The sequence below is a fragment of the Tolypothrix sp. PCC 7601 genome, assembly GCF_025677855.1.
In the GTDB taxonomy this organism is placed as follows: domain Bacteria; phylum Cyanobacteriota; class Cyanobacteriia; order Cyanobacteriales; family Nostocaceae; genus Aulosira; species Aulosira diplosiphon.
Genome location: NZ_CP064879.1, coordinates 2,719,313 through 2,743,753 on the forward strand (window position 1 = coordinate 2,719,313; position 24,441 = coordinate 2,743,753).

Annotated in this window: 20 protein-coding genes; 6 read left to right on the forward strand and 14 right to left on the reverse strand. The window is 40.4% G+C overall.

The window, feature by feature from the left end:
• Positions 1 to 78 precede the first annotated feature (78 nt).
• The 4 genes from HG267_RS11360 to HG267_RS11375 all read right to left on the reverse strand — a co-directional run bounded on the left by HG267_RS11360 (position 79) and on the right by HG267_RS11375 (position 4,312).
• A complete protein-coding gene (locus HG267_RS11360; protein ID WP_045869070.1) occupies positions 79 to 687 on the reverse strand; it encodes a Crp/Fnr family transcriptional regulator in 609 nt (202 codons plus the stop codon).
• A gap of 788 nt (positions 688 to 1,475) precedes the next feature.
• Entirely contained in the window at positions 1,476 to 2,144 is a 669-nt protein-coding gene (phoU, locus tag HG267_RS11365) for a phosphate signaling complex protein PhoU (RefSeq protein ID WP_045869071.1), read from the reverse strand.
• Between the two features lie 30 nt (positions 2,145 to 2,174).
• Entirely contained in the window at positions 2,175 to 3,506 is a 1,332-nt protein-coding gene (locus HG267_RS11370) for a sensor histidine kinase (RefSeq protein WP_045869072.1), read from the reverse strand.
• A 53-nt stretch (positions 3,507 to 3,559) separates the two neighbouring features.
• A complete protein-coding gene (locus tag HG267_RS11375) occupies positions 3,560 to 4,312 on the reverse strand; it encodes a winged helix-turn-helix domain-containing protein (RefSeq protein ID WP_045869073.1) in 753 nt (250 codons plus the stop codon).
• A 476-nt stretch (positions 4,313 to 4,788) separates the two neighbouring features.
• Here HG267_RS11375 and HG267_RS11380 point away from each other — a divergent pair, with 476 nt between their 5' ends.
• Positions 4,789 to 5,772, forward strand: coding sequence for a hypothetical protein (locus tag HG267_RS11380; RefSeq protein ID WP_045869074.1), 984 nt, complete (start codon positions 4,789 to 4,791; stop codon positions 5,770 to 5,772).
• A 55-nt stretch (positions 5,773 to 5,827) separates the two neighbouring features.
• On the forward strand, positions 5,828 to 6,907 hold the full coding sequence (locus HG267_RS11385) for a hypothetical protein (RefSeq protein WP_045869075.1): 1,080 nt from the start codon (positions 5,828 to 5,830) through the stop codon (positions 6,905 to 6,907).
• 992 nt (positions 6,908 to 7,899) lie between these two features.
• Here HG267_RS11385 and hisA read toward each other — a convergent pair.
• The 3 genes from hisA to HG267_RS11400 form a co-directional block, all read right to left on the reverse strand.
• Positions 7,900 to 8,673 carry a 1-(5-phosphoribosyl)-5-[(5-phosphoribosylamino)methylideneamino]imidazole-4-carboxamide isomerase gene (gene hisA, locus HG267_RS11390; protein ID WP_045869076.1) on the reverse strand — a complete coding sequence of 258 codons (774 nt, stop codon included), beginning with the start codon at positions 8,671 to 8,673 and terminating at the stop codon, positions 7,900 to 7,902.
• 154 nt (positions 8,674 to 8,827) lie between these two features.
• Positions 8,828 to 9,142 (reverse strand): DUF3593 domain-containing protein, encoded by a 315-nt coding sequence (locus tag HG267_RS11395; protein ID WP_045869077.1) that lies wholly within the window; start codon positions 9,140 to 9,142, stop codon positions 8,828 to 8,830.
• Positions 9,139 to 9,486: a DUF2499 domain-containing protein gene (locus HG267_RS11400; RefSeq protein ID WP_045869078.1), complete on the reverse strand. Its 348-nt coding sequence runs from the start codon at positions 9,484 to 9,486 to the stop codon at positions 9,139 to 9,141. Before HG267_RS11400 ends, HG267_RS11395 begins: the two co-directional genes overlap by 4 nt.
• A 276-nt stretch (positions 9,487 to 9,762) precedes the next feature.
• On the opposite strand from HG267_RS11400, the gene csaB reads away from it, so the two are divergent.
• Positions 9,763 to 10,803: a polysaccharide pyruvyl transferase CsaB gene (gene csaB / locus HG267_RS11405; RefSeq protein WP_045869627.1), complete on the forward strand. Its 1,041-nt coding sequence runs from the start codon at positions 9,763 to 9,765 to the stop codon at positions 10,801 to 10,803.
• 168 nt (positions 10,804 to 10,971) lie between these two features.
• On the opposite strand, the gene HG267_RS11410 is transcribed toward csaB, so the two are convergent.
• From HG267_RS11410 to HG267_RS11430, 5 genes are all read right to left on the reverse strand, one after another.
• Complete coding sequence (locus HG267_RS11410; RefSeq protein ID WP_045869079.1) at positions 10,972 to 11,772, reverse strand: DUF928 domain-containing protein; 801 nt, start codon at positions 11,770 to 11,772, stop codon at positions 10,972 to 10,974.
• A 438-nt stretch (positions 11,773 to 12,210) separates the two neighbouring features.
• Positions 12,211 to 13,365: a beta-ketoacyl-ACP synthase gene (locus HG267_RS11415; RefSeq protein ID WP_263420045.1), complete on the reverse strand. Its 1,155-nt coding sequence runs from the start codon at positions 13,363 to 13,365 to the stop codon at positions 12,211 to 12,213.
• A gap of 79 nt (positions 13,366 to 13,444) precedes the next feature.
• Entirely contained in the window at positions 13,445 to 14,230 is a 786-nt protein-coding gene (locus HG267_RS11420) for a peptidylprolyl isomerase (protein WP_045869081.1), read from the reverse strand.
• A gap of 373 nt (positions 14,231 to 14,603) precedes the next feature.
• Positions 14,604 to 15,197, reverse strand: a complete 594-nt coding sequence (locus tag HG267_RS11425; RefSeq protein WP_045869082.1) for a photosystem I assembly protein Ycf4 — start codon at positions 15,195 to 15,197, stop codon at positions 14,604 to 14,606.
• A 342-nt stretch (positions 15,198 to 15,539) separates the two neighbouring features.
• On the reverse strand, positions 15,540 to 15,719 hold the full coding sequence (locus tag HG267_RS11430) for a hypothetical protein (RefSeq protein ID WP_155539079.1): 180 nt from the start codon (positions 15,717 to 15,719) through the stop codon (positions 15,540 to 15,542).
• 103 nt (positions 15,720 to 15,822) lie between these two features.
• On the opposite strand from HG267_RS11430, the gene psbD reads away from it, so the two are divergent.
• Entirely contained in the window at positions 15,823 to 16,878 is a 1,056-nt protein-coding gene (psbD, locus tag HG267_RS11435) for a photosystem II D2 protein (photosystem q(a) protein) (protein WP_045869084.1), read from the forward strand.
• Positions 16,862 to 18,250: a photosystem II reaction center protein CP43 gene (gene psbC, locus HG267_RS11440; RefSeq protein ID WP_045869085.1), complete on the forward strand. Its 1,389-nt coding sequence runs from the start codon at positions 16,862 to 16,864 to the stop codon at positions 18,248 to 18,250. The genes psbD and psbC overlap by 17 nt, the downstream gene beginning before the upstream one ends.
• Before the next feature lie 148 nt (positions 18,251 to 18,398).
• Here psbC and polA read toward each other — a convergent pair whose 3' ends face one another.
• Positions 18,399 to 21,323 carry a DNA polymerase I gene (gene polA, locus HG267_RS11445; RefSeq protein ID WP_045869086.1) on the reverse strand — a complete coding sequence of 975 codons (2,925 nt, stop codon included), beginning with the start codon at positions 21,321 to 21,323 and terminating at the stop codon, positions 18,399 to 18,401.
• Positions 21,324 to 22,095: 772 nt separating this feature from the next.
• Here polA and HG267_RS11450 point away from each other — a divergent pair.
• Positions 22,096 to 22,971: a Cof-type HAD-IIB family hydrolase gene (locus tag HG267_RS11450; RefSeq protein WP_045869087.1), complete on the forward strand. Its 876-nt coding sequence runs from the start codon at positions 22,096 to 22,098 to the stop codon at positions 22,969 to 22,971.
• Between the two features lie 313 nt (positions 22,972 to 23,284).
• On the opposite strand, the gene HG267_RS11455 is transcribed toward HG267_RS11450, so the two are convergent.
• Positions 23,285 to 24,244: a DALR anticodon-binding domain-containing protein gene (locus tag HG267_RS11455; protein ID WP_155539082.1), complete on the reverse strand. Its 960-nt coding sequence runs from the start codon at positions 24,242 to 24,244 to the stop codon at positions 23,285 to 23,287.
• Between the last annotated feature and the right edge of the window lie 197 nt (positions 24,245 to 24,441).

A 24,441-nucleotide genomic window follows, 5' to 3' on the forward strand; every position in this document is an offset into this window, starting at 1 on the left:
CCTAAAATTTTTAATATTAGGGAATTTACTTACTTAATTCAGCATTGATTTTATCCAACCAAGCAGAATTATTTTACCTTATTTTCTCATAAATTGATTCGGTAATCGCAGAATTATTTGACGTTTAGAACGCAAAAGTTTTCCTTCTTCTTCAAATTGTTGTAGAAGTCGTGTTACAGTTACTCTTGTTGTATTTAGAACTTCTGCAATTTCTTGATGAGTCACATTAATATCAAGCAGTTTGCCTTTTTCTACATCACAACCAAATTTTTCACTTAGCCATACTAAAAATTGCCATAAGCGCAGTGACATTGGTTTACGATGCACTATGCTTAATAGCTCTTCTGCTTGTTGAATATGGGATAATAACGCATCAATATCTTGATACCAAATATGCGGTGGCACCACACTTACTTCAACACTCGTTAAAGATTCTATTTGGTAAGGTTTAACTTTAGACAAAGGATAACCAACTATATCACCTGGCCCCCAATAACCCAGAGTGATAAATGTTCCGTCTTCACTCCAAGTTAAAGTCCTAACTGCTCCACGCTCTATACGCCACAAGACCTCGTGGCGTGGAGGTATCACTTGCCGACGTGCAAATAGCCTTTGGGGTAACTGTTCATTGATAGCAGAATTATTGGATGTAACAGCAGAGTGTGGGATCGAACTTTTGGTATACATTCAGAAGTTGGTTTTGCTACAGTAAAATTGCTTGTGATAGTTAGGAAACAAGCAGTAATTTAATTATTGGTAAGCTGAATCATTGGTTGCTCATAAAAAGTATTGTATAAATGAGAAGTTGCTAATAAAATCAAATTTTTACGATAAAAAATAATTGTTATAAGTCGATTTTTATTAAAATATTTTCAAAGCATAGTAAATTTAATATTACTGCTTTTTGGTTAGCAAAATTTACACATCATGCAAGTAATCTATTTGGTTAGCCAATTCAGAAGATAGATAAAAGTAAATAGAGTCATTGTAGAGAGAACTAAAAATTAAGACTTGCATTTGATGCAGCAGGATTTATGCTATATCAAAATTTATACATATTTTTAATGCATGAAGATTGAGCTTGAGTTTTTATAGTTAGTGTTTTATAACAGTTTTATATATGACAGCAAGATTACTACTGAGTTATTTATGTAACTATTTACTACTATCTTTGCTTAACTCTAAGGTTACAAGTTTAAGAATAGGTAAGCTTTTAGTGAAATATATGTTAGCTGGCTAATTTTGATGATTTATTGGCCTCTTAACCTATAAATTCTAGTAGTACACCAAGGCAACTTGGCAGGAGAAAGGGGAAAGGGGAAAGGTTTTTGTCCCTTACCCTTTTCCCTTTAACCTTTCCCCAACCTCCACCTAAAATTTTTGGGTTGGTAGACTACTAGGCTGCATCAAAAAAATTAGGGATTGGTAAGCAACGAGAAGAACCAATCCCTAATGTGATGATTTTGTAGTTTTGATTAATAACGTTGACCCGTAACGATGTATGCTACTCGTTGACCAATGTTAGTGGCATGATCTGCCATGCGTTCCAGACAGCGAATTGCTAGAGCTAAAAGAACTATAGGTTCGACTACACCAGGAACATCCTTTTGGAAAGCTAAAGTGTTATAGAGACGTTCATAGGCATGATCAACAGCATCATCTAAATGCTGGATACTCCGTCCACCAGCTTCATCTAAATCGGCTAAAGCCACCAAGCTAGTTGCTAACATAGCTTGAGCATGGTGAGACATGACTGCAATCTCTGGTATAGAAGGATGAGGCGGATAAGGAAAAAGTTTAATGGCAATGTCAGCTAAATCTTCAGCATAATCCCCAATCCGCTCTAAATCTCGTACTAGCTGCATAAAAGCACTCAAGTGGCGCAAATCCTGTGCCGTTGGTGCTTGCAGTGTCATGATTGCTGTACAATCTGACTCTATTTGTCTATAAAAGCGATCAATTTTTTTATCTAATTGAGGAAGTTCCTCTGCGGCTGTTAAATTGCGCGCAAATAACGCCTGGTGGCTCAGGCGAAACGATTGTTCTACCAAAGCACCCATGCGTAATACATCACGCTCTAAGCGCCTAATGGCGCGTGCTAGCTGGGTTGGATCGGGATTGGGAGGATAAACGATAGCTTTCACACTTGTATTTTCAAACGTGAAGATATTTTTTTAACTATAGTCTTGGCTTGGCGTATTTGCCATCATCGCTGGGAAGTGTAGTTGTATCCACGCACCTCCTGTGTCTGGATGATTCATGGCTTTGATTGAACCACCGTGAGCGAGGATAATTTGTCGTACGATCGCTAAACCCAAACCACTACCAACGATCGCTGTTTTAGAATTACTTTCTTGGATGGGATCGCGAGCTCGTGATTGATCTCCCCGGTAAAAACGCTCAAAAACATGGGGTAAATCTACTTCTGCAAAACCAACGCCGCAATCTATGATGTTGATTGCTAAGGCTGTGGAAGAAGAATTTTTGGTGGGACTATCTTTGGCTGAGAGGATTTCGGCTTGGACTTCAATCGTTGTGCAAGGCGGACTGTATTTGATGCTGTTATCTAGCAAGTTGAGAAAAACTTGGTATATGCGCGAGCGATCTGCTTTAATCCAGAGGTTCTCTGCTCCAGAATATTTAAGATGAAGATGCTGCTTTTGTGCTAATGGTTCTAAAGTTTCCCAAACAGATGTAATGAGCGATCGCACTTCTACAGCTTCCGGCTGCAATTGAATACTAGGATCTGTTTCCATTTGAGTCAGTTCTAGCCAACCTTGTACCAAGTTAATCAACCGATCAACTTCTTGCATCAGGCGGGTAATCCAACGATCTAAAGGTGGTTCTAAACGATTTTGTAAAGTTTCCACAACCAGACGAATCGAAGTCAGCGGTGTTCTGAGTTCGTGAGCTAAATCAGAAAAAGAACGATCTCTTACTTGATTCATATCCAACAGAGGTTGGCGATTTTCTAGAAATACTCCCACTTGTCCCTTAGGTAAGGGAAAACTCGATGCCCGTATAGCCAGAGATTTTATTTCTAACATTGCTGCTGGGTTCTCACAAGGGGGGTGAAACACCCACTCTTTTACCCTTGGTTGCTGGCAATCGCGAGTTTGCTCAATCAGGCGATCGAGTTCATAAGAACGCACTAACTCCAGTAACAAACGTATTTGTCCTGGTTGCCAACGCTCCAAATATAATATTTCTCTAGCCTGTTGATTGCACCACAGTAGTTGATTTTCTTCATCTACCTGCAAATATCCCAATGGTGCAAAATCCAGCAATTCTTGATAATTTTCTAGGGATTGCTGTAAATCTTGCCGTTCCTCCTTCACCATTGTAATTTCCTGGCGTAAGCGAGGAATTAAAGGCAGCGATACTTTGGAATAAGGAGAATTGAAAGGTTTAACTACTCGCTCTAAATAGCGGTTCAGTTGAACCTGTTGCCAAATCCAAAATCCAATCCCTACCGCTAAACCCAGAGAAAATCCCAATAAAAACATTTAAGTCATTAGTTGCTTGATCACAACTAAAAACTAACAACTATCGTGAGCAATTATCCAAATCTATAGCCAAAACCTCTGACAGTCACAATGTATTCAGGACGACTGGGGTCTAATTCTAATTTTTCCCGTAACCATCGAATGTGGACATCTACAGTCTTACTATCGCCCACAAAATCTGGCCCCCAAACCTGATCTAGCAACTGTTCTCGCGACCATACTCGACGAGCATAGCTCATAAACAGTTCTAAGAGACGAAACTCTTTTGGTGATAGGCTCACCTCTTGACCACGAACCAGTACGCGACACTCTTGGGGATTTAAACTCACATCCTTGTACTTAAGTATCGGTATTTGCGGCAAAGTACTGAAGCGCTGACGACGAAGTAAAGCGCGACAACGAGCTACTAATTCCCGCATACTAAAGGGTTTGGTCAGATAATCATCTGCTCCCACTTCTAAACCCAATACGCGGTCAGTTTCACTACCTTTGGCACTCAGCATCAAAATTGGCACTGGGTTACCTTGATGACGTAGCAAGCGACAGATATCTAATCCGTTGATTTGCGGTAGCATTAAATCTAAAATTACCAAATCAAAGGAGAGTTCCCCAGAATTCGGTTCAAAATTCTTGATATATTCCACAGCCGATCGCCCATCAGTAGCAGTTACGACTTCATAGCCTTCACCCTCTAGTGCTACCAACAGCATTTCTCGGATTAGTTCTTCATCTTCTACTACTAGAATGCGGCTTGTTTGCCCTATATCCGCCTTGGCAGGAAACTTGGTAGATTCGCTAGTGTACATTAGATATCACAAAATTTTTGTGTCTGTGCAGCTATCAAGATGATGATTGAATCAATTAATTATTAAGTTTCCGTGAATTTACACCCTAGACATTGCGCCCTAGTTTGTAAAACGTAATATAAATCACAGAAACCAACATATTATAAAGCACTGCGGCTACAAGCTGGCAAGAGTGTTTGCAGTAACTTGATATCTTGAAATTTTTGTATACTTGCATTTACTTCTTGACAATAGCAGCTTTTTTTCAGTACTATGTTTATAGTACAAATATACTGTAAACTCCCAAATTTTACCTTGAGATCATCAAGGCACTAATTAAAGATGATCTCCGGTATTTGTAAGTGTCTTTTGATTCTTGTTTCAGCATTTACACTGGGTGAAAAACCCTAATTTTTAGGCTACTCTGATGTCTGCATAGAGTAAGTCAGGGTATGGCTTGCTACACAAAAATTATTGCTTGTTTAAGGAGTTGGAGAATGACTACAGTTGCAGTCAAAGACAGCAAACAACAAATAGTGCAAGCATTTCTGCAAATTCTCACAGAAAGGAAACAATTAGATTTAAAAATAGCTACTAAACAAGAAGAAGCTGAAAAGGTTAAAAACCAAGAAATTCTGGCAACTGCTTCTACATATACTGTTGATAGTATTGTTAAAGGTTTAGCCGATTTACAATTGGAGTTTGGCAGTATTGTTACTGCACTATCAGATAAATTAGCGCAAGAAAATTCCAAATTAGATGAATTAAATAGAGCTATAGAAATTGCCACTCAGCAGTTAAAAGACCTACAGCAAATTAGAGTGGTTGCTGATGCTTTAGATATTTTAACCCAAGAACATCAAGAGAAATTAAGAGTTCTTGAACAAGAAATTGCTAGTAAACGAGAAGCGCTAGAAAAAGAAATTACAATTAGACGTAAAGAATGGCAGAAAGACCAAGCTGAATACGAAGAAGCCGTACAAGTATACAATGATTTAGTAGCTAAACAACGTGCATCAGAAGCAGAAGAATATCAGTATAAGTTGGAAACAACCAGAAAACTGACTACTGATGCTTATGAAGGAAATAAACGCAAACTAGAACGAGAAATTCAAGAAACTACTCAACAGAAAGATAAAAATTGGGCTGAACGGGAAAAAATTCTGACTGAACGCCGGGCTTTATTTACAGAATATCAGCAAAAAGCCGCAGCATTTCCTAACGAGTTGGAAGAAGCTATTAAAAAGGCTAGAGAAGAAGCAATTAAAGAAACTAGCCAAAAGGCTAAAGTAGAAGCAGATTTATTTGAAAAAGATTGGGAATCTAGCAAACAAAGTTATGAATTAAAAATCCAATCTTTAGAAGAGACTATTAAGAAACAAACTGAGCAAATAGAAGGAATTTCGGCTCAACTACAAACTGCATTAAAACAAGCGCAAGATTTGGCGATGAGAGCTTTTGATAGTTCCAATAGTAAATAGTCACTCTTCGGGTGTTAGCCATGAAAATTATCTTTAGATTCGATGGAGGTTTGTTGTGGTAGCTAAAAAACCAACAGATAAAAATACTAAAGCTGAAATTCTCCAAGCTTATGAAGAATTAGCCAAAGAGACAGCAGCAGTTAAATCACAACTTACCCAAACTTTAAAAGAAGCACAAGCTGTAACTAAAGAAAAGCCAAAAGTGGAGCCAAAACCTGCTATGAATGCGCCAACTACTGTTCAGCAAAGAATGAATTATACAATTGAAAGCCTAGCTAAAATCCAGTTAGGCTTTGGTAGTGCGGCGAATGAATTATCAGAACAGCTAACTACGCAAGCTTCAAAATTGGCAGAAATTAGAGAAGCTGTAGAAAAAGAAGTAGCAGAACTTAAGCAATTACATAATTTAGAAATTTCGGAAGATATCTTAGAGACTTTGATCACGAGCTATGAGGATAATTCTAAGACTTATCAAGAAGAGTTTACAGAACGGAAAGAAGTCTTATTACAGGAAATAGATGAGCAGAGAAAAGCTTGGTTAAAAGAACAGGATGACAGTAACAGATTAATTAAAGAACGAGATGAAAATCTCAAAAAAACTCGACAACGAGATGAAGCTGAATACAAATATAGTTTAGAACTGCAGCGCAAATTGCAAAAAGATGAATATGAGCAGCAGCAAAAAGAATTAAACCAACAGCTAGAAGAATTTCAGCAAGAAACAGAAAAACAATGGAGTGAAAAAGAGAAAGCGATCGCAGAACGGGAAAAGCAGTTTGAGGAGTTAAAAATTAAAGTAGAAGCCTTCCCTAAAGATAAGGAAGCTGCTATTAAAAAAGCTACAGAAGAAGGTAAAGGTATTGCCCATTACCAAGCTAAAATTAAGTCAGATTTATACAGTAGGGAAGTAGAAGGACAGAAGCGTTTTTATGAACAGAGATTGCAATCTCTAGAACAGACTATTAATAATCAAGATACGCGCTTACAAAACTTGACTAAGCAACTCGAATCGGCTCTCAAACAAGTGCAAGATTTAGCCGTGAAAGCTATTGAAGGAACCGCCAATGTTAATTCCTATCAAGCAATTAAAGAAATAGCTTTAGAACAGGCGAAAAGTCAGGTAAAAAATAAATAAAATTACTTTGGATGTTGAGAGTTAAGAATTAAATTTCTGACTGCAAAGTGATTATACCCTGATAACTAATGTAGAGGCGTAATTAAATTTACGTCTCTATAACATTGTGTAATTATAAATTTCTACTGGTTCCATGCAAAATTAATGTTCTCTTTTTTTGGGAATACCTTTATTTAGAGGTTGTTTCCGGCTGCTGGTTTCGTTGGACTTATTTTTTTTGTTTGATTCTTGCTTGGAATTTTCTTCTTGATTGTACATAAGGATAAACCTTGCTAGACATTAATTATCTATATTTTAAATTTACATTATGTGCAGCCGGATTTACGGAAAATAGGTAAATACTTTATATTCCAATCTAGTTCAGATCATCTTAGAGTCCAGATTTTTTATATCTTGGCTAGAAATTTATTTATCTTCCTAAAAATTTAAATATTTCAAGATAAAAAAATAGAGACGTTGTTATTTTTACGTCTCTACAAAAGAGGAAACCCATTATGTATAAAAATTAGATATTAAAATTAAAGATTGAAACTTGAAATTAAAATACTAGTCAAATTACTAACAGCCGTTATCGTGTTTTATTCAGTTTTTGAGTTGGCTGTTGAGGGTTGTTTTTATTGATATTAGACTGGATAGCACCAGTTTCAGTTTTTGGGGGATGTCCATTATCGCGAGGTTTTTTCCGAGTCATAATCAATACAATCCTTGTTGGTTAACTCTCTACAAATTGAACTACAAGCGTATAAATTGTGAATCCGGAAAATCCTAAAAAATTACTAGCTGGTAGCGAAATATATATTACGGCTCAAAGATCATCCCCAGTTGTAATAAAAGTATGGGGAGGAAAATTGTCAGCTAATTTGACATTTGATTTGCAGAATTTAGGCGGGCAAGATGCCCAGCCCACAAAAGACTGATAAAATATCATCTGCAAATTAGATGTGTTTTAGCTCTCATCCCGATACTTTTACTCTCCAAAAAGAGAGCTAATGTTAAGCAAAGCTAGTAAAATCCAGATTTGGGGGAATATCTTGAATCCTTCCAGGCCCGATCGCACGCAAGGCTTCTTTTAAATCAATATCGCCAGTATATAGGGCACGCCCTACAATTACGCCATTTACGCCTTGAGGTTCCAACACCAACAAGCTCAACAAATCGGTAACAGAACTCACTCCACCTGAAGCAATTACGGGGATGGAAATTGTAGCAGCGAGTTCTCGCAAAGCTTCTAAGTTTGGCCCTGAGAGAGTACCATCACGGTGAATATCAGTGTAAATAATTGCGGCTGCTCCCAATTCTTGCATTTGTACAGCTAATTGGGTTGCCAAAACTTCTGAAGTTTCTAACCAACCGCGAGTTGCTACTAATCCGTTCCGCGCATCAATCCCAACAATAATTTGTCCCGGAAATTCTTGACAGAGTTGTTGTACTAGTTGGGGTTGTTCAACAGCAACGGTTCCCAGAATCGCTCGTTGTACGCCAATATTAAATAACTGCTGGACGCTAGCGCGATCGCGTAATCCCCCACCGACTTGAATTGGTACTGATACCGCTTGTGCGATCGCTTCGATAGCTTCCAAGTTGACAACTTTACCTGCTTTCGCACCATCCAAATCTACTACATGGAGCCTAGCTGCACCTTGATCAACCCACTGTTGAGCTACATCAGCTGGGTTTTCACTAAATACTTGCGAGCGATCGTAGTCTCCCTGATAAAGTCGTACACAACGGCCTGCTAATAAATCAATTGCTGGAATTACATCCATTACCTCATCCTCAATCAATAATTACTAATTCGTAATTAAAAAAATGTTAGGCTATCCCAAACATTTATTTTTCAAGATAGTCAACAGTCAAAAGTCAAGAGTCAAAGTTACTCTGGAGAAACTTTAAACTCTTGACTAACTAAAAGTAAAAACCCTATGCTTGAGTGTTTTCTGGGGAATTTTTCGCTTTTAACTGCTTTACAGCTTTCCAGAAACCTAGCACAATCAAAATGTTAGAAAGGGTTAAGAAAAGTTCTGCACCACCGTGCAGCCAATCGACATTTGCTAAAGCCTCTTTGTAATGGACTTTGGCATAAATTCCCGCCGGAATGGTGATCCCCACAAAAACTAAAGTGCCGTAAAATCCATACAAAGCTAAACGTGGCATTAGCTTACTGCGGCTGATAAACCACAAGAAACCCAAATAAGGAAACAGTGAAAGGGCAAAAAGGGCATCTTTAGAGATCATCGCTCTGATTTGATAGGTTGGTTTGCAACAGAATTAATTCCCTGATGAGCAGGCTTGGCAGAACGCCAAATCCACACCGCAGCTGCCCAAAGGGTAAAATTACCAACTAAGGTCATGGTAGCTTGAAGTGTTACCAGCCATTCCAAAGATTGGGGATTATCAAAATAGTGCCAGGTACAAGCACACATAGCACTAACTAATGCGGGTAACATGGCGAAGGACAATCCCCACCAAGTCCGGTTACCAGTGAGTTCGCCGTAAGTCCAGATTAACCAAATAGCGGCAATCCACTCAATGACGCTAGAAACATGAATAATCCAGGTGGGAATTGAAAGCACATGCATAAAGTTGCTAAAAAGTCAATGGGTGGGGTTCGAGATTTGGAGAGACGCGATTAATCGCGTCTGTACAAGAGTCAAGGGTCACAAGAATGTATTTCTTCCTTGTTTTCCCAGCCCCCAGTCCCCAATCGCCCCATCCCCCATCTTCCCACAAGAAAAATCTGATTTTTCGCGAAGTATGCCAGCCATTTCACCTAACATCTGGGTAAGTAGCAGATAATCAAGGTCAATTAAACTTGATCAGCTAAAATCTCAAATCAAAAATCTCAAATGAAACCGATGCGGGCTTTATTATCTGGGTATTACGGAAAAGGGAATGGTGGTGACGAAGCTTTATTAGCAACGCTGTTGCAGATGCTACCGCCTCATGTCACGCCTGTGGTGCTTTCTGGTAATCCTGAAGAAACCCGCGATCGCTATGGTGTGGAGAGCTACGATCGCATGGCTTTTTTACCTGTACTGCAAGCTTTGCGTTCTTGTGATGCGTTTATTTGGGGTGGTGGGAGTCTAATCCAAGATGTTACCAGCACCATTAGCCCTGTTTATTATGGGGGATTGATGGCATTAGCTCAGATGATGGGCTTAAAAACCGTTGCTTGGGGTCAGGGAATTGGGCCTCTGAAACGTCCCCAAACTCGTTGGTTAGCAAGAAAAACTTTTGCTGCTTGTACGAAAGTGAGTGTACGCGATCGCGCCAGCGCAGCTTTGTTATCTGAGTGGCAAATTCCTTGTATCCTGGCTCCCGATCCAGTTTGGGCTTTGGAAGCTAAACCAGTACCTGGACTTACGGATTTACCTGCTCACAGAGTTGCTGTAACTTTGCGATCGCATCCACAACTGACCGAAACTCGCTTGGCAAATTTAACGCAGGCGTTGGTTGAGTTTCAAAAAGCTACACAAACTTTTATTTTGTTACTGCCTTTTCAAAAAAGTGAAGATTTAAATATTGCTGAGGTAATTCAACCACACCTCAAAGATGTTAGCCAGATTATGTGTTTAGAAGATCCACAACTTTTAAAAGGTGTGTATCGCCATGTAGAGATGACAATCGGGATGCGCCTACACAGTTTAATTATGGCTGCGGCTGAAGGTTGTCGCTGTTTTGCTTTGAGTTACGACCCGAAGGTCAATCGTCTGATGGAAGATTTATCTATGCCTGGATGGGATTTAGCGAATTTACCGGACGATCCCAATATTATTAGTAAAGTTTGGATAGAGCATTATGCTCATGGCAATCCATTATCCTCAGAGCAAATTCAGTCTTTAGTAGATCGGGCATTAATGCATCGTGAGTTGCTGAGTACAGCCTTAGAAATCTAAGACACATTCAAACTAATGCCAGTCGCCGAGGTCAGGTTGACTTTCCAAAGCGCTGGCGAATTTTGATGCTAATGTTGGAAATTAGCGATCGCAAACAATCATGGCATCACCCTGAATAGCAGTGATAGCAGCCTCTACAACAACAATCAGTTAGGTTTTTGTCAAAAACTATTTGTTATTTGTACAACAATCAATGATTGGGTCTGCTGCAAATGCATTTAAACCCACTGATTGTAAGAATACCCCCCAATCAGATTTGACCTTTAAATTGTTCGGTTCACTACAACGTAAATCAACATAGCTGCTTAGTGCTTCATGCCAAATACCAGCTTCTGCATAAAGTATTGGACGTTTACGCGCATCTGCTTGTTGTAGAGCTTTCGTCAGGGTGGGTTCGGGTTGTGCGCGTTCAACCCATCCTTCTACATTCGGATTTCTGATAGGATTTTGCTCATCACAAACTAATGTCAAATACCAGTGATAGCGTTTACCGACTTTTAAAGGAGTAGCACTCGCAGGTAGGGTAAATTTCATAATGCCGGGTTTAGTCGGTACATTTAAAGTAGTTTCATATACTACATCATCATCATCAGTATTATCCTGATTTGCCTCAGCTAAAATCACAAACTGGGCTGTTTTGACAGAAGATGCAGGTACATGCCAGAAAAAAGTTGGACGTTCTGCAAAAGTTAACCCTAAATTCTCTTTTGGCATTAAGGGCGTTAATGATTGATTTTTTTGTACACAATATCGGCCCCGAGTTGCACCACCCGCACTAGCTGGTGGTAATCCCCGCTTAGGTGATTTAAAACCTTGACTGATTAACCAAGGTTGTTTTTGCTGCTGACTTAGCAAAGTTGGGTTAACTTGGGCTTGTGCCTGTGCGGTTAAATTAGGAATAGTAGCCAGTTCCAAAAGAAAAGGTACGGAACAGGTTACGAAAAGTAGAGGCCGCTTGATCCAATTCATGCCTAAATTTCCTCTCAACTATTTATGTAAATATAAAAGTCCCCTAGTTGTTGATAAACCAAAACTGTGGCAGCAATCAACAGGGGTAATCAATAGACTCTACAAGTACTGCATCATTGGGAAGTGAAAATATAGTATGACCTAGTGATAGGTTTTATACTGTGACAACAGTCGAAAACACAGAAGTATTGTTCCCGTTCGGTGGGGTAGCTACGCAGAATTTAACATTACCTCATATAGTCTTCAATAACCTTTGATAGGAGGTAATTGAGCAGTTGACTAAAAGTAATTTATTTTCGGAAGAAAGTACTACACTCTACATTACTACAGGTATTAAATAATATAAGTAATGGATAATAGGTAATTGAGAAATAACGGAGTAAGTAGTTTTTGATTGTTGACTACAGACACAATTAATCGCGTCTCTCCAATTTTTAGTTATTTCCCTAAAGCTACTACTGCATTTTGACCGCCAAAGCCAAAACTGAAACAAAGGGCAGACTGAATGTGATGGTGACGAGCGGTTTTTACGAGATTTAAATTAAATTCTGGCTGCTGCAATCCGACACAAGGGGGCAAAATTTGGTTTTGCAAAGCTAGGAGTGAAAAAGCTACACCTAAGGCTCCAGAAGCGCCGAGAGTGTGGCCTGTGCTTCCTTTAGTTGAACTCATCGCAACTTTTTGGGGAAACACCCGCTCGATCGCGATGCTCTCCATGCGATCGTTTAGCTGTGTTGCTGTGCCATGAGCGTGAATATAATCAATATCTGCTGGTGTGAGATAACTACGCTCTAAGCATTGCTTGATGGATGCGATCGCGCTTTTAGCTTCTGGTTCTGGAGCATTACCATGATATGCATCGTTCAGTAAGCTAAAACCTAGGATTTCCCCATAAATTTTGGCTTGTCGCTGCTTGGCTAATGCTGCTGATTCCAGCACAAATACCGCTGCGCCTTCTCCTAAAACAAAGCCTTCACGTTGCAAATCAAAAGGATAAGCGCCAGTTTTTGCTAAAGCGCCCATTTGCTGAAACCCAGCCAAAGTTAGAGGTGTAATCGGTGCTTCCACGGCTCCAGCGATCGCTCTTTGATATTGTCCTGTTTGCAATAGCATAGTAGCTTGGGCGATCGCCCAGATTCCTGTAGCACAAGCAGTCATTGGTGCTAAAACACTCCCAGTTGCACCAATTTGTCTAGCTGCGGCGATCGCATTCATGTGCGGTAAACTATTTAACCAATTTTCCATCTCCCTTGTGTGTAAGGGAGATGAAAGGCGATCGCTTGCGTACATTTGCTGCGCCAGTCTTTCCCAAGCCGCTTGATAAGCACGACTTGAACCAATCACGACAGCACAATCAGGTAAAGGAGATGATAACCCAGCATCTTTTAAAGCCGCAGCCACAACCGACTGCGTCAGCTTTTCTAATGGTGCTGGTTGTTCAGCAATCAACCCTAGAGGAAATGCTTCTATTTCTGGGAAAGGTTGATGTAATTTAATTCCAGATTTACCTGCAATTAAATTCTGCCAACTAGCCTCTAAGCTGTCTCCTAAAGCAGAAACTAGACCAATACCAGTGACAACAACCTTAACCAATTTGGGACTTGGGATTTGGGATTTGAAATTTGTCATGGGTAATAGGAAAAACTATTACCCATTACCCAATTTTGCAATCTTAACCAGGAGTTTTTAAGTTTTCTGCGCCTTGGGTGACTTTAGCAGATTCGATGCGATCGCCTTGCTTTATTTTATTTACTACCTCAAAGCCGCTGGTTACATTGCCAAACACAGCATAGTTTCCATCTAAAAAGCCTAGATCTGCTAAGGCAAAGTAAAACTGGGAAGATGCAGAGTTTGGTTGCTGCGATCGGGCCATTGCCACTGCACCTTGTTTATGATTCAAGGCAGGAGGCTGAGTAATAGTCTTACCGTAAATTGGTTCTGCTGCACCCTTGGGCTTAATTTCTAAGGGTATATAGCGCTCATTCTTAGTTTTGGGGTCAATATAGCCACCTGTCCCTAGCCTATTTGCTGGAACGCTTGGATCTTTACTTTGTGGATCGCCCCCTTGAACGACAAATGGTTGGGGATCGCGTACCACTCGATGGAAAACTGAACCATCATACACGCCCTTTTGCACTAAATCTACGAAGTTACCCGCTGTAATTGGGGCATTAGTGCCATCTACTTCGATAGTAATTGGTGCGCCGTTCACCGTCATCACCACAGTAGCCTTACCTTCGAGCCGTGGTAAATCATTCATTCCAGGAATACTCTCGCTAGTAGTTTGTGATACAGACGTTGCTTCAGTGCTTGTCTTGCTGCTTGTCTCAGTTGCTGTTGAGGTAGCTGCTGAGGTAGAAGAAGCATTAGAAGCATTTTGCTGTGTTGAACATCCACCCAAAATCAACGTCCCAACAATCAAAAGAGCAACCAAAAATTGTGGAAATTTTAACCGCATGACTAATTACTGACTCAACCAGAGTATATTATCGTTTCCCAAGCTTTTAGAGTGGGGATTTAATACTCATCCAAAATTTCTTATTTACAATTTTTTACATTTTATCGAGAGCTATCTACTCAGTTTCCCAGTTTTTTCTGCTTGAGAGTTGACAGAGTAAGCACTCCCAATAAAAAATTTCACCAGTCTTACATGAAAGTCGAGGCGGAGATTTTTACTCAGAACTCAGAGAGAAGTCGGAGCGGCGGCTTCCGCCGATCTGAACTTCGGTGACTCAGCACTTCCAGTCAGGAGAACAAGGGAACAAGGAATATATCTGGAATATTTGACTTTTGACTTTTGACCCTTGACCCTTGACCGTTGTCAACATTCTTTACAAACCTTCTAGAGGTACACCCAAGAAACGGGCTAACTCTGCGCCTTGAGTTTCTAGCTCTGTGAGAGATAAAGGTTGACCGACTCTAGTTAAAGGAATGTCTCTGCGACCTTTCACACGTAGATAGAGGACGCGACGAGGATTCAAACCTTCTTTGATGGATATTTGCACAGATTGAGCGTCTTGTAAGGGGCTTTCAAGCTCAATACGACGGTTTTTGCCAGGAAATCCATTGCGAAAAATTTTAATCTTGCCTGTTTCCTGGTTAAATTCGTTATATCCACCGCCTACATCCCATAGAATTACTAACCACAGGTATAAGGCTAAAAGCAGACCAGCAGCGCCGTATAACCCCATAACTAAACCTTGGGGCACAAAAACTAGTTGTGTTGGATCGGTAACTATGAGTAAATTAACTTTTAGATAGCTGGATATTCCAGCTAATACAAAGCCTGTAGCTCCTAAGGTAACGATAGTTGCCCACCAGTAGTTGCTAAACCGACGAGAACCGAGAACGTTTTGCTTCAGGACACTTGTAGCCGAGCGATCGCCATTAGGCGAATTGCCTTTGTTAATTGTTGATGCCGTCATGGAACTACCTTGGCCTGTGACATATTCTCTTTAAAAGTCTGCCATTTGAGGAGTATGTCTTGCAAGTTGATTTTAGGGAATGGGTAATTGGAAATTGGGAATGGGTAATGGGGTAATTGCTGTAGGGTTCGGTATTGTAGTTTTTCGCAGTTTGATGATTTCCCCTTGTCCTCTTCTCCCCAATCACCAGTCCCCATTACCCCTTATCCCCAGAGGGGGCCCCGAGTTCCCCAATCCCCACTCCCCATTTCCAATTGTGTAGATTTCTGAGAAAAGTTGTGTCAGATTGTTAAATTTCTGATATTCATAATATTTATATAGCTTCGTGTTAAATCACCTGATTCACTTGCGTGGATCGGTCACAAACCCGAACCGATGTGATAAGTTAAGAATCATTAAGTTACCACCAACTAGAACACTAGCCAATGGTACGGGTAATGGCATAACTCTGAGAAACGCTGACTGAACTAGGCGGTAACTTCTCAGAATCTCAGTAGCTTTCAAGTTACGAGAATTTGTCAAAAAAACGTTAATTCCTCGCGGTAGTTGCTTTAAATAGGGAAAATCACCTACAGCACTGCTTTAGAAACGTTGCAATTTTAGTAAAAAAGAGGATTTTAGTTCAATGACCATCGCAGTTGGGCGCGCCCCCAGTAGAGGGTGGTTTGACGTTCTAGACGACTGGTTGAAGCGCGATCGCTTTGTATTCGTAGGTTGGTCAGGGATATTGTTATTCCCCTGCGCTTTCCTAGCATTAGGCGGTTGGCTCACAGGCACAACCTTTGTCACGTCATGGTACACCCACGGTTTAGCATCTTCTTATTTAGAAGGCTGTAACTTTATCACAGTAGCTGTATCCACCCCAGCCGATAGTTTGGGACATTCCCTGTTACTGCTGTGGGGGCCAGAAGCACAAGGAGACTTCACCCGTTGGTGTCAACTCGGGGGGTTATGGACATTCGTGGCGCTACACGGAGCCTTTGGCTTAATTGGCTTCATGTTACGGCAGTTTGAAATTGCCCGTCTAGTAGGAATCCGCCCCTATAACGCCTTGGCATTCTCTGCACCGATTGCAGTGTTTGTCAGCGTGTTCTTGATGTACCCCTTGGGACAATCAAGCTGGTTCTTTGCACCCAGCTTTGGAGTAGCAGGAATTTTCCGCTTCATCCTGTTTGTACAAGGATTCCATAACTTCACCCTCAACCCCTTCCACATGATGGGAGTAGCAGGTGTGTTGGGTGGAGCATTGCTGTGTGCGATTCACGGAGCGACAGTCGAAAATACCCTGTTTGAAGACGGTGAAGCTGCGAACACCTTCCGCGCTTTCAACCCCACCCAATCAGAAGAAACCTACTCAATGGTGACTGCAAACCGTTTCTGGTCACAGATTTTCGGGATTGCCTTCTCCAACAAACGCTGGTTACACTTCTTCATGCTGTTTGTGCCAGTCACAGGTCTGTGGATGGCAGCAGTGGGCATCGTCGGTATCGCTCTCAACCTGCGGGCTTACGACTTCGTATCACAGGAATTGCGGGCGGCTGAAGACCCAGAATTTGAAACATTCTATACCAAAAACATTTTGCTGAACGAGGGTATCCGCGCTTGGATGGCTCCTCAAGATCAGCCCCACGAACAATTTGTATTCCCTGAGGAGGTATTACCTCGTGGTAACGCTCTCTAATAGATCGGCCGTCCTGGGCGGTGGACGCGACATAGAATCAACAGGTTTTGCCTGGTGGTCTGGTAACGCTCGTTTAATTAACCTATCTGGCAAACTGCTTGGTGCTCACGTTGCCCATGCTGGTTTGATCGTATTCTGGGCTGGAGCAATGACTTTGTTTGAAGTCGCTCACTTCATCCCTGAAAAGCCTATGTACGAGCAAGGCTTAATCTTGTTACCTCACCTCGCTACCTTAGGATGGGGCGTTGGTGCAGGTGGCGAAGTCATCGATACCTTCCCATACTTTGTTGCTGGTGTACTTCACCTGATTTCCTCAGCAGTACTAGGTTTTGGCGGTATTTATCACGCCGTTCGTGGCCCAGAAACCTTAGAAGAATATTCTTCTTTCTTTGGTTATGACTGGAAAGATAAGAACAAGATGACCAACATCATCGGCTTCCACCTAATCATCTTAGGATGCGGTGCGCTGTTGTTGGTGCTGAAAGCAATGTTCTTCGGTGGTGTTTATGACACTTGGGCACCTGGTGGTGGTGATGTTCGCGTTATCACTAACCCTACACTGAACCCAGCCATTATCTTTGGTTATCTGATCAAGTCTCCTTTTGGTGGTGAAGGCTGGATCGTGAGCGTCGATAACATGGAAGATGTTATTGGTGGTCACATCTGGATTGCCTTCATCTGTATTGCTGGTGGTATTTGGCACATTTTCACCAAGCCTTTCGCTTGGTCACGTCGTGCATCCATCTGGTCTGGTGAAGCTTACCTCTCCTACAGCTTGGGCGCTCTGTCCTTGATGGGCTTCATTGCTTCCTGTATGGTTTGGTACAACAACACCGTGTACCCCAGCGAGTTCTACGGCCCTACTGGCCCTGAAGCTTCACAAGCTCAAGCTTTAACCTTCTTGATTCGTGACCAACGCTTAGGTGCTAACGTCGGTTCTGCTCAAGGCCCCACTGGTCTAGGTAAATATCTGATGCGCTCTCCTAGTGGTGAAATCATCTTTGGTGGTGAAACCATGCGCTTCTGGGATTTCCGTGGCCCTTGGTTAGAGCCTCTACGTGGCCCTAACGGTCTTGACTTAAACAAAATCAAGAACGATATTCAGCCTTGGCAAGCTCGTCGTGCTGCTGAATACATGACCCACGCTCCTCTGGGTTCTTTGAACTCTGTAGGTGGTGTAGCAACAGAAATCAACTCCTTCAACTATGTATCTCCTCGTGCATGGTTGGCAACTTCTCACTTCGTTTTAGGTTTCTTCTTCCTTATTGGTCACTTGTGGCACGCTGGTCGCGCTAGAGCAGCAGCAGGTGGTTTTGAGAAAGGTATTGACCGTGAGAATGAGCCAGCAATGTCTATGACAGAACTTGACTAGTTCTCAAGCTTTCTTTCATCACTGACAATCACATAATTTCAAGCTCTTGTTTTTCAACAAGAGCTTTTTTATTGTTCTTTTATGACTCTGATGAAATCAAAAAGTTGAGGGTTCGCGGAATAATTTATTGTGTTGAGTTCCCATATTCCTATTTAGTTTCCATCCAATTATCACCTGCGCGTACATCTACTAATAATGGCACGCTCAAATTGACTGCACCTTCCATTGCTGACTTAATTTGTGGTTGTAATTCTGCCCATTCTTGGGGTGGAACTTCAAACACTAATTCATCATGAACTTGTAATAACAATCGCGCTTGATATTTACTTAAAATCTCATGGAGTTTGACCATAGCAATTTTGATAATATCGGCACTAGAACCTTGAATTGGCGCATTCGCAGCAGAGCGCAGTAACCCAGCATCATAAGCACCCAAATTCTTTAATTTACTCAAATCAATATCTTCTGGATTGCTACCTTTTAATTTGCGTAAATTATTGCTGGTAAACTCAACATAACGACGACGACCAAGAATTGTTTCTACATAACCTTGAGCGATCGCTTCTTTTTTGACACGCTCTAAATATGCAAATACTTGTGCATAGCGTTCGTTAAATCGCTTAATAAATTCGCTAGCGTTGGCTTTATCTACTCCAGTTGAACGCGCAAATTTTAAAGAACCCATGCCATAAATTACGCCGAAGTTGATAGTTTTTGCTAATCTGCGTTCGTCTGATGTGACATCTTCTTTTTCAAATACTAACCGCGCTGTTACAGTATGAATATCTTCATTCTGCTGATAGGCTTGGACTAAAACTGGCTCTTGGCTTAAATGAGCCAAAATTCTTAATTCGATTTGCGAGTAATCAGCAGCTACCATTAACCAGCCTGGCTCTGGTAAAAATGCTTTGCGAATTCGCCGACTAAAAGCTGTCCGAATAGGAATATTTTGTAAATTAGGGTTAGAGGAAGATAAGCGACCAGTAGATGTTGCTGCTTGGTTAAAATCTGTATGCACTCTCTGAGTCTTTTCGCTTACCAATGCTGGTAATGCATCTACATAAGTAGACTTTAATTTAGATAAAGTACGATACTCAATTAAGGCATCAACAAAACCAGTTTTATCAATTTCTTGGAGTTTCTCTAATGTCGCTGCATCTGTAGAGTAACCTGTTTGAATTTTGCGTGAATACTTAGTACTTAATCCTAATTTTTCAAACAATATATGACTCAATTGTTTAGGTGAACCTAAATTAAATTTTTCGCCAGCAATTTCTGTTGCTGTTGCTTCTAACTTTGCCAAATCAGTTTCTAACTGCTGCGAAAGTTCTTTGAGATAAGCAGAATCAATACGAATACCTGTGTATTCCATTTCCGCTAAAACTGCTTCTAGTGGCTGCTCTACTTCTAGTAATAACTGATATAAATTTGGCAGTTGTTCGAGTTCTTCACGTAATTTTGGTACTAATACAAATGTAGAATAGACATCCATCCCGCAGTAATCTGCCACAGTAGGAATATCTAAGTCAGCAATATTTTTGCCTTTAGGAACTAAATCTACATAACTTTTAGCAGTTAAACCTAAATATCTGTAAGCTAAATCACTCAAATTGTGACTACCATCTGGATTTAGCAAGTAACTGGCTAACATGGTATCAAAAACCACTCCTGCCAATTTTATGCCTTGACACCGCATAACTAAGCGGTCAAATTTAGCATTTTGCAAAGCTTTCGGATAATCAACACTTTCGAGAATTGGACGTAGTGCTGATAGTACTTTATCTAGATTTAAATTATTCCCTGTTTTATGACCAACAGGAATATACGCCATGTCATCCTGGTTGCTTCCCCAACAACAACCAATTCCTACTAAAGCAGCGTCTCGTGGTTCTAAATCAGTGGTTTCAGTATCCCAAGCAACGGGTGTCTCTGGATTAGTAAATTGTTGTAAGAGATTTACTAATTCGCTAAGTTTGGCTTCACTATCAATAATGCGTGTTTGAATTGCGGAATCTGGCTTTTGTTTAGCTGCTGCTGTATCAGCAGCACTAAAAAACCACAAATCACTATCATCTTCATCATTACTCTTGATTTGTGTTGTTGGTGTTGAAATTTCTGCAACTTTTACAACTTGTCCGCCAAATTTTTGCTGAAGTTCGTTGATTTGTTTTAGGAAGCGATTAAATTCTAATTTTTCTAAAATTGGCACAAGGACGTTTTGATCAAATCCTGTTAATTTGCAATCTTCTAAATTAACTTCTAAAGGAACATCTATAACTATTTTGGCTAAATAGTGAGACTTTTGAGCATCTTCTTGTCCTTCTACGAGTTTCTTATGAGTTGCTCCTTTAATTTCATCCAATGCAGCATAAATTTTTTCTAAGGAACCGTAAGTACTAAGTAGCTGTACTGCGGTTTTTTCTCCAATTCCTTTTACACCAGGGATATTATCTGATTTATCACCACAAAGAGCTTTGAAATCAACGATTTGTGTAGGTAAAACACCCAGCTTTTCTTGAACTTGTTCTGGGCCAAATTCTGTGATGCCATTTGTAGAGCGCTTCCAGGCATCTGGACTAAAATTTAAAACGGTAATTTGTTTTTCTAAATCTATGAGTTGAAATAAATCGCGATCGCCTGTAAGAATTTTCACTTTATAGCCAGCTGCAGTGGCTAGCTGTGCTAAAGTTCCCAGCACATCATCTGCTTCGTAACCAGGAGCCGTGAAAATCGGCAGATTGAAGCCTGCAAGCAACTCATGTAAATTTTTCAAATCAGGTACAAAATCTTCTGGTGTCCCAGGGCGATCGGCTTTATAGGTATCGTCTGCTTCATGACGGAAAGTCGGTAAGCCCAAATCAAACGCGATCGCCATTGCTTGTGGCTGTTGTGTTGTCATGACTTCCAGTAGGGACTTGATAAAGCCAAAACATACACTGGTAGGAATCCCCGTTTTTGTACGTAACCCGCCATCTCGTCCTTTGGCAAAAGCAAAGTAAGAACGAAACGCCAGTGAGTGTCCATCTACGAGGATAAATGTGGGGCGTGTTGTTGTAGAAGAAGTTTGAGACATAGCCTTATTCTAGCTAGAAGCTCACATCCAAGTACCGACGACGCAGCTTCAGCATCAAAACGATTGCTTGTACAATTCAGTACAGTGCGGCGTAGACATGGCTCTTTTTGAGCAGGAGCAATTATTGTATCAGCGCTCCTAGTAAAACAAAAATTATAAAAACTGAAAATTTAACGTCTTCTGATATGACTAATTCATAAATTTTACCGTTTTTATCATTAAGCTTTTCAATCTAATTACGAATTACTAATTCGTAATTCGTAATTAAACTGAGGGTTAGAGTCCCCGACTTCTATAAGTTGTGCCGTTACAGGTGAGGTCTAAATCCCCATCTGTAACTTAATTACGGATTGTTAATATTATTCTTAATTTTTATGGTTTTCCAAATACTTCATAAAGTATAATCTTGAATATAAAAAATTATGTTTTCGTAGCAAAATCACTACAAAGTAAAATATTTTTATTTCCTTATTTAGGATGTAAGAGTATTAATATTGCCTGTCATTAAACACTGAACTGTCATAGAGATCCTGCTTCCATCAGATTATGCTGACTAAACAGTTTGTGACTTTTTACATTTTTGTATCTACTGTGCAAGTTCGGCTTTGTAGTATGGGATAGGCTTTAAATTCTTGTTATCAAAAATTCTTGCCAGAAATTTAATCTTGAAGAATTCCATACAAATTAAATGCCAAAGATTGAGCAGAATTAGGTGAAGATTTTAATACAATGCCAAAATGTCTGACGAGAATTTCAAATCTTGGGGATTTTTATGTCTAAAGCATCTGCTCAGAATTTTGTGTCTAGTGATCATCAGGCTGTAGCTCAAGCAGAAATTAAACTACTGGTTTTAGATATCGATGGTACGATTTCTGGCAAGTCTAACACTATCAGTAAACCTGTAAAACGAGCGATCGCCGCCGCACAAGCAAAAGGAATTCAAGTGGCGATCGCAACTGGTCGAATGTATCGTTCAGCTTTGCGCTTCCACGAAACTATTGGCTCTGTCTTACCCTTAGCAGCTTATCAGGGTGCTTGGATTCAAGACCCCGCTACCCAAAAAATTCATCGTCATTTAACTGTTTCTCGGGAAATTGCTCACCAGCTACTAGATTATTTTGAACAGCCAGAGTTGCGATCGCTGTTGTCTGTGCATTTTTATATCAATGACCAACTTTATGTCCGTGAATTAACTAGAGAAACCAAAATCTACGCTCAACGTTCTGGAATTACCGCTATTCCTGTAGGTGATTTGCGTCAAGTTTTAACAAATGAACCAACAAAGGTCTTAGCTTTGTGTGATGACACCGATGTCATAGACAGCATATTAGGCAATTTACGCAGCCAATACACCCCGGCTGAACTTTATCTCACAACATCAGTTGCAACCTTCTTTGAGGCGGCTCACGCCTCTGTAAATAAGGGAACTGCGGTGCGTTACCTAGCTGAAGAATTACTAGGATTACAAGCTGCTAACGTTATGACTATTGGAGATAACTTCAATGATGTGGAAATGTTAGAGTATGCGGGTATTGGTGTGGCTATGGGCAATGCTCCTGCTGGAGTGCAAGCGATCGCTCAATGGGTAGCGCCTACTGTAGAGGAAGATGGCGCTGCTGTAGCAATTGAACAATTTTTACTATCCTAAGAGCCAATCTTTAAAACGTAACTCTATATAAAATCAGAAAGGACACCGACGACTGGCCGTGTTTCGTCTCGGTGCCCCTGCTGGTTCGCTCCTCACACACCAGATAATATAGCTGATGGCATTGATTGAGTCAATATTTGCTTTGTAAATTTTTATTGATTTCGTTAGTGGGTTTACTGAGAAATCCATCAATTGATCATTTTCAAATCTTAATCCTATTCTGAATAACTTTGTGCCTGATAAACAACGAAAAACTTTGTATTTGAGCTTTTTAAGCTTTATTTTTGCCTTACATTTTATTAAGAAAACTTTCTCATAATTCTCTGAGAGCAAACAACCCCAGTTTTTCTTCTAGTAATAACTTGAACACAGATTGAGTCACCATCAATAATCCCAATCTGGCTTGAGCTAGTTCTGGTGAGGTAGTTTTGACTTTGCCCCAAATGCGGCACTCGCGCCAGAAGTTTTCCCAGGCTTGGCTTAAATTCAGTGCAGCTTGTTCCCAGTTAACTGTGCTGTTAATAGCATGACACTCTAAATCATCTACCACTTGCACTAACTCATTAATCAGACGACCTTCAGCTGAGTGATTGAGGCGAAGTTTTTCTTCGCTATCTAGCCAAGGTATAGGACTGGGAAAGGTAACACTCCAATCAGCTGATGTTGAATTGCTGAGTGATGTTTTTTGCAGGTCAATATTTTTTTCTGTATCTAAAAGCACTTCTTGCAGTTTAATTAATCCTTCTCGCTGCGCCTGTTGCAACAGGGAACAACAGCGTGCATGGGCATATTGTACAGCAAATAAGCGTCTTGGATTGCTAACGGGAGGATTTTCATTGCTGGCGATTTTCCGTTCCCTAAAAATTCCTATAGCAATATTTTGTAACCAAGCCGCTAAAGCAGGGTGAGTCAATTCCAAATGAATCCAGCCAGGGGGAACAATTTCGATACGAAAAACGTCCCCATCCAACTCTGATAAATTAGCAGCGATCGCCTGAGCTATATCTAAAGATTTTTGATTCTGAGATTTTTCTAACTTGAGTGCTACACCCGAAATATATAAAATTCTTTTATCATCTCTACCTTTATATAGAGGAAATTTCGCATATCTTATGCTTTCTAATTCTGGGTTACAGGTATAAACACTCAGTGATTTCCGTAGGTGACTGTATATTAACCGTTTTATAGCTGTGTATTTGCTAACTAGTAAATTCAAATGCACGTAATTATCGATGAAGACAGCTTTATCGCCAATGTATCGATTTTCTGTCATCTATCAAAAGTTATAAGTTTCTTCTAGATAAAGAAAAATGAGAGTAGAATAAAATTTGATGAATATTCAATGAATAGAGGGTAAACTTTACTACCATCATTGTACAGTAAGAAGTATAACAAAAGAGTAGGGAGTAATTTCCTTTCTATTCTTTGAATGGCTGGCGCTGTTAGGCGTTAAGCCGGACTCGCCAACAC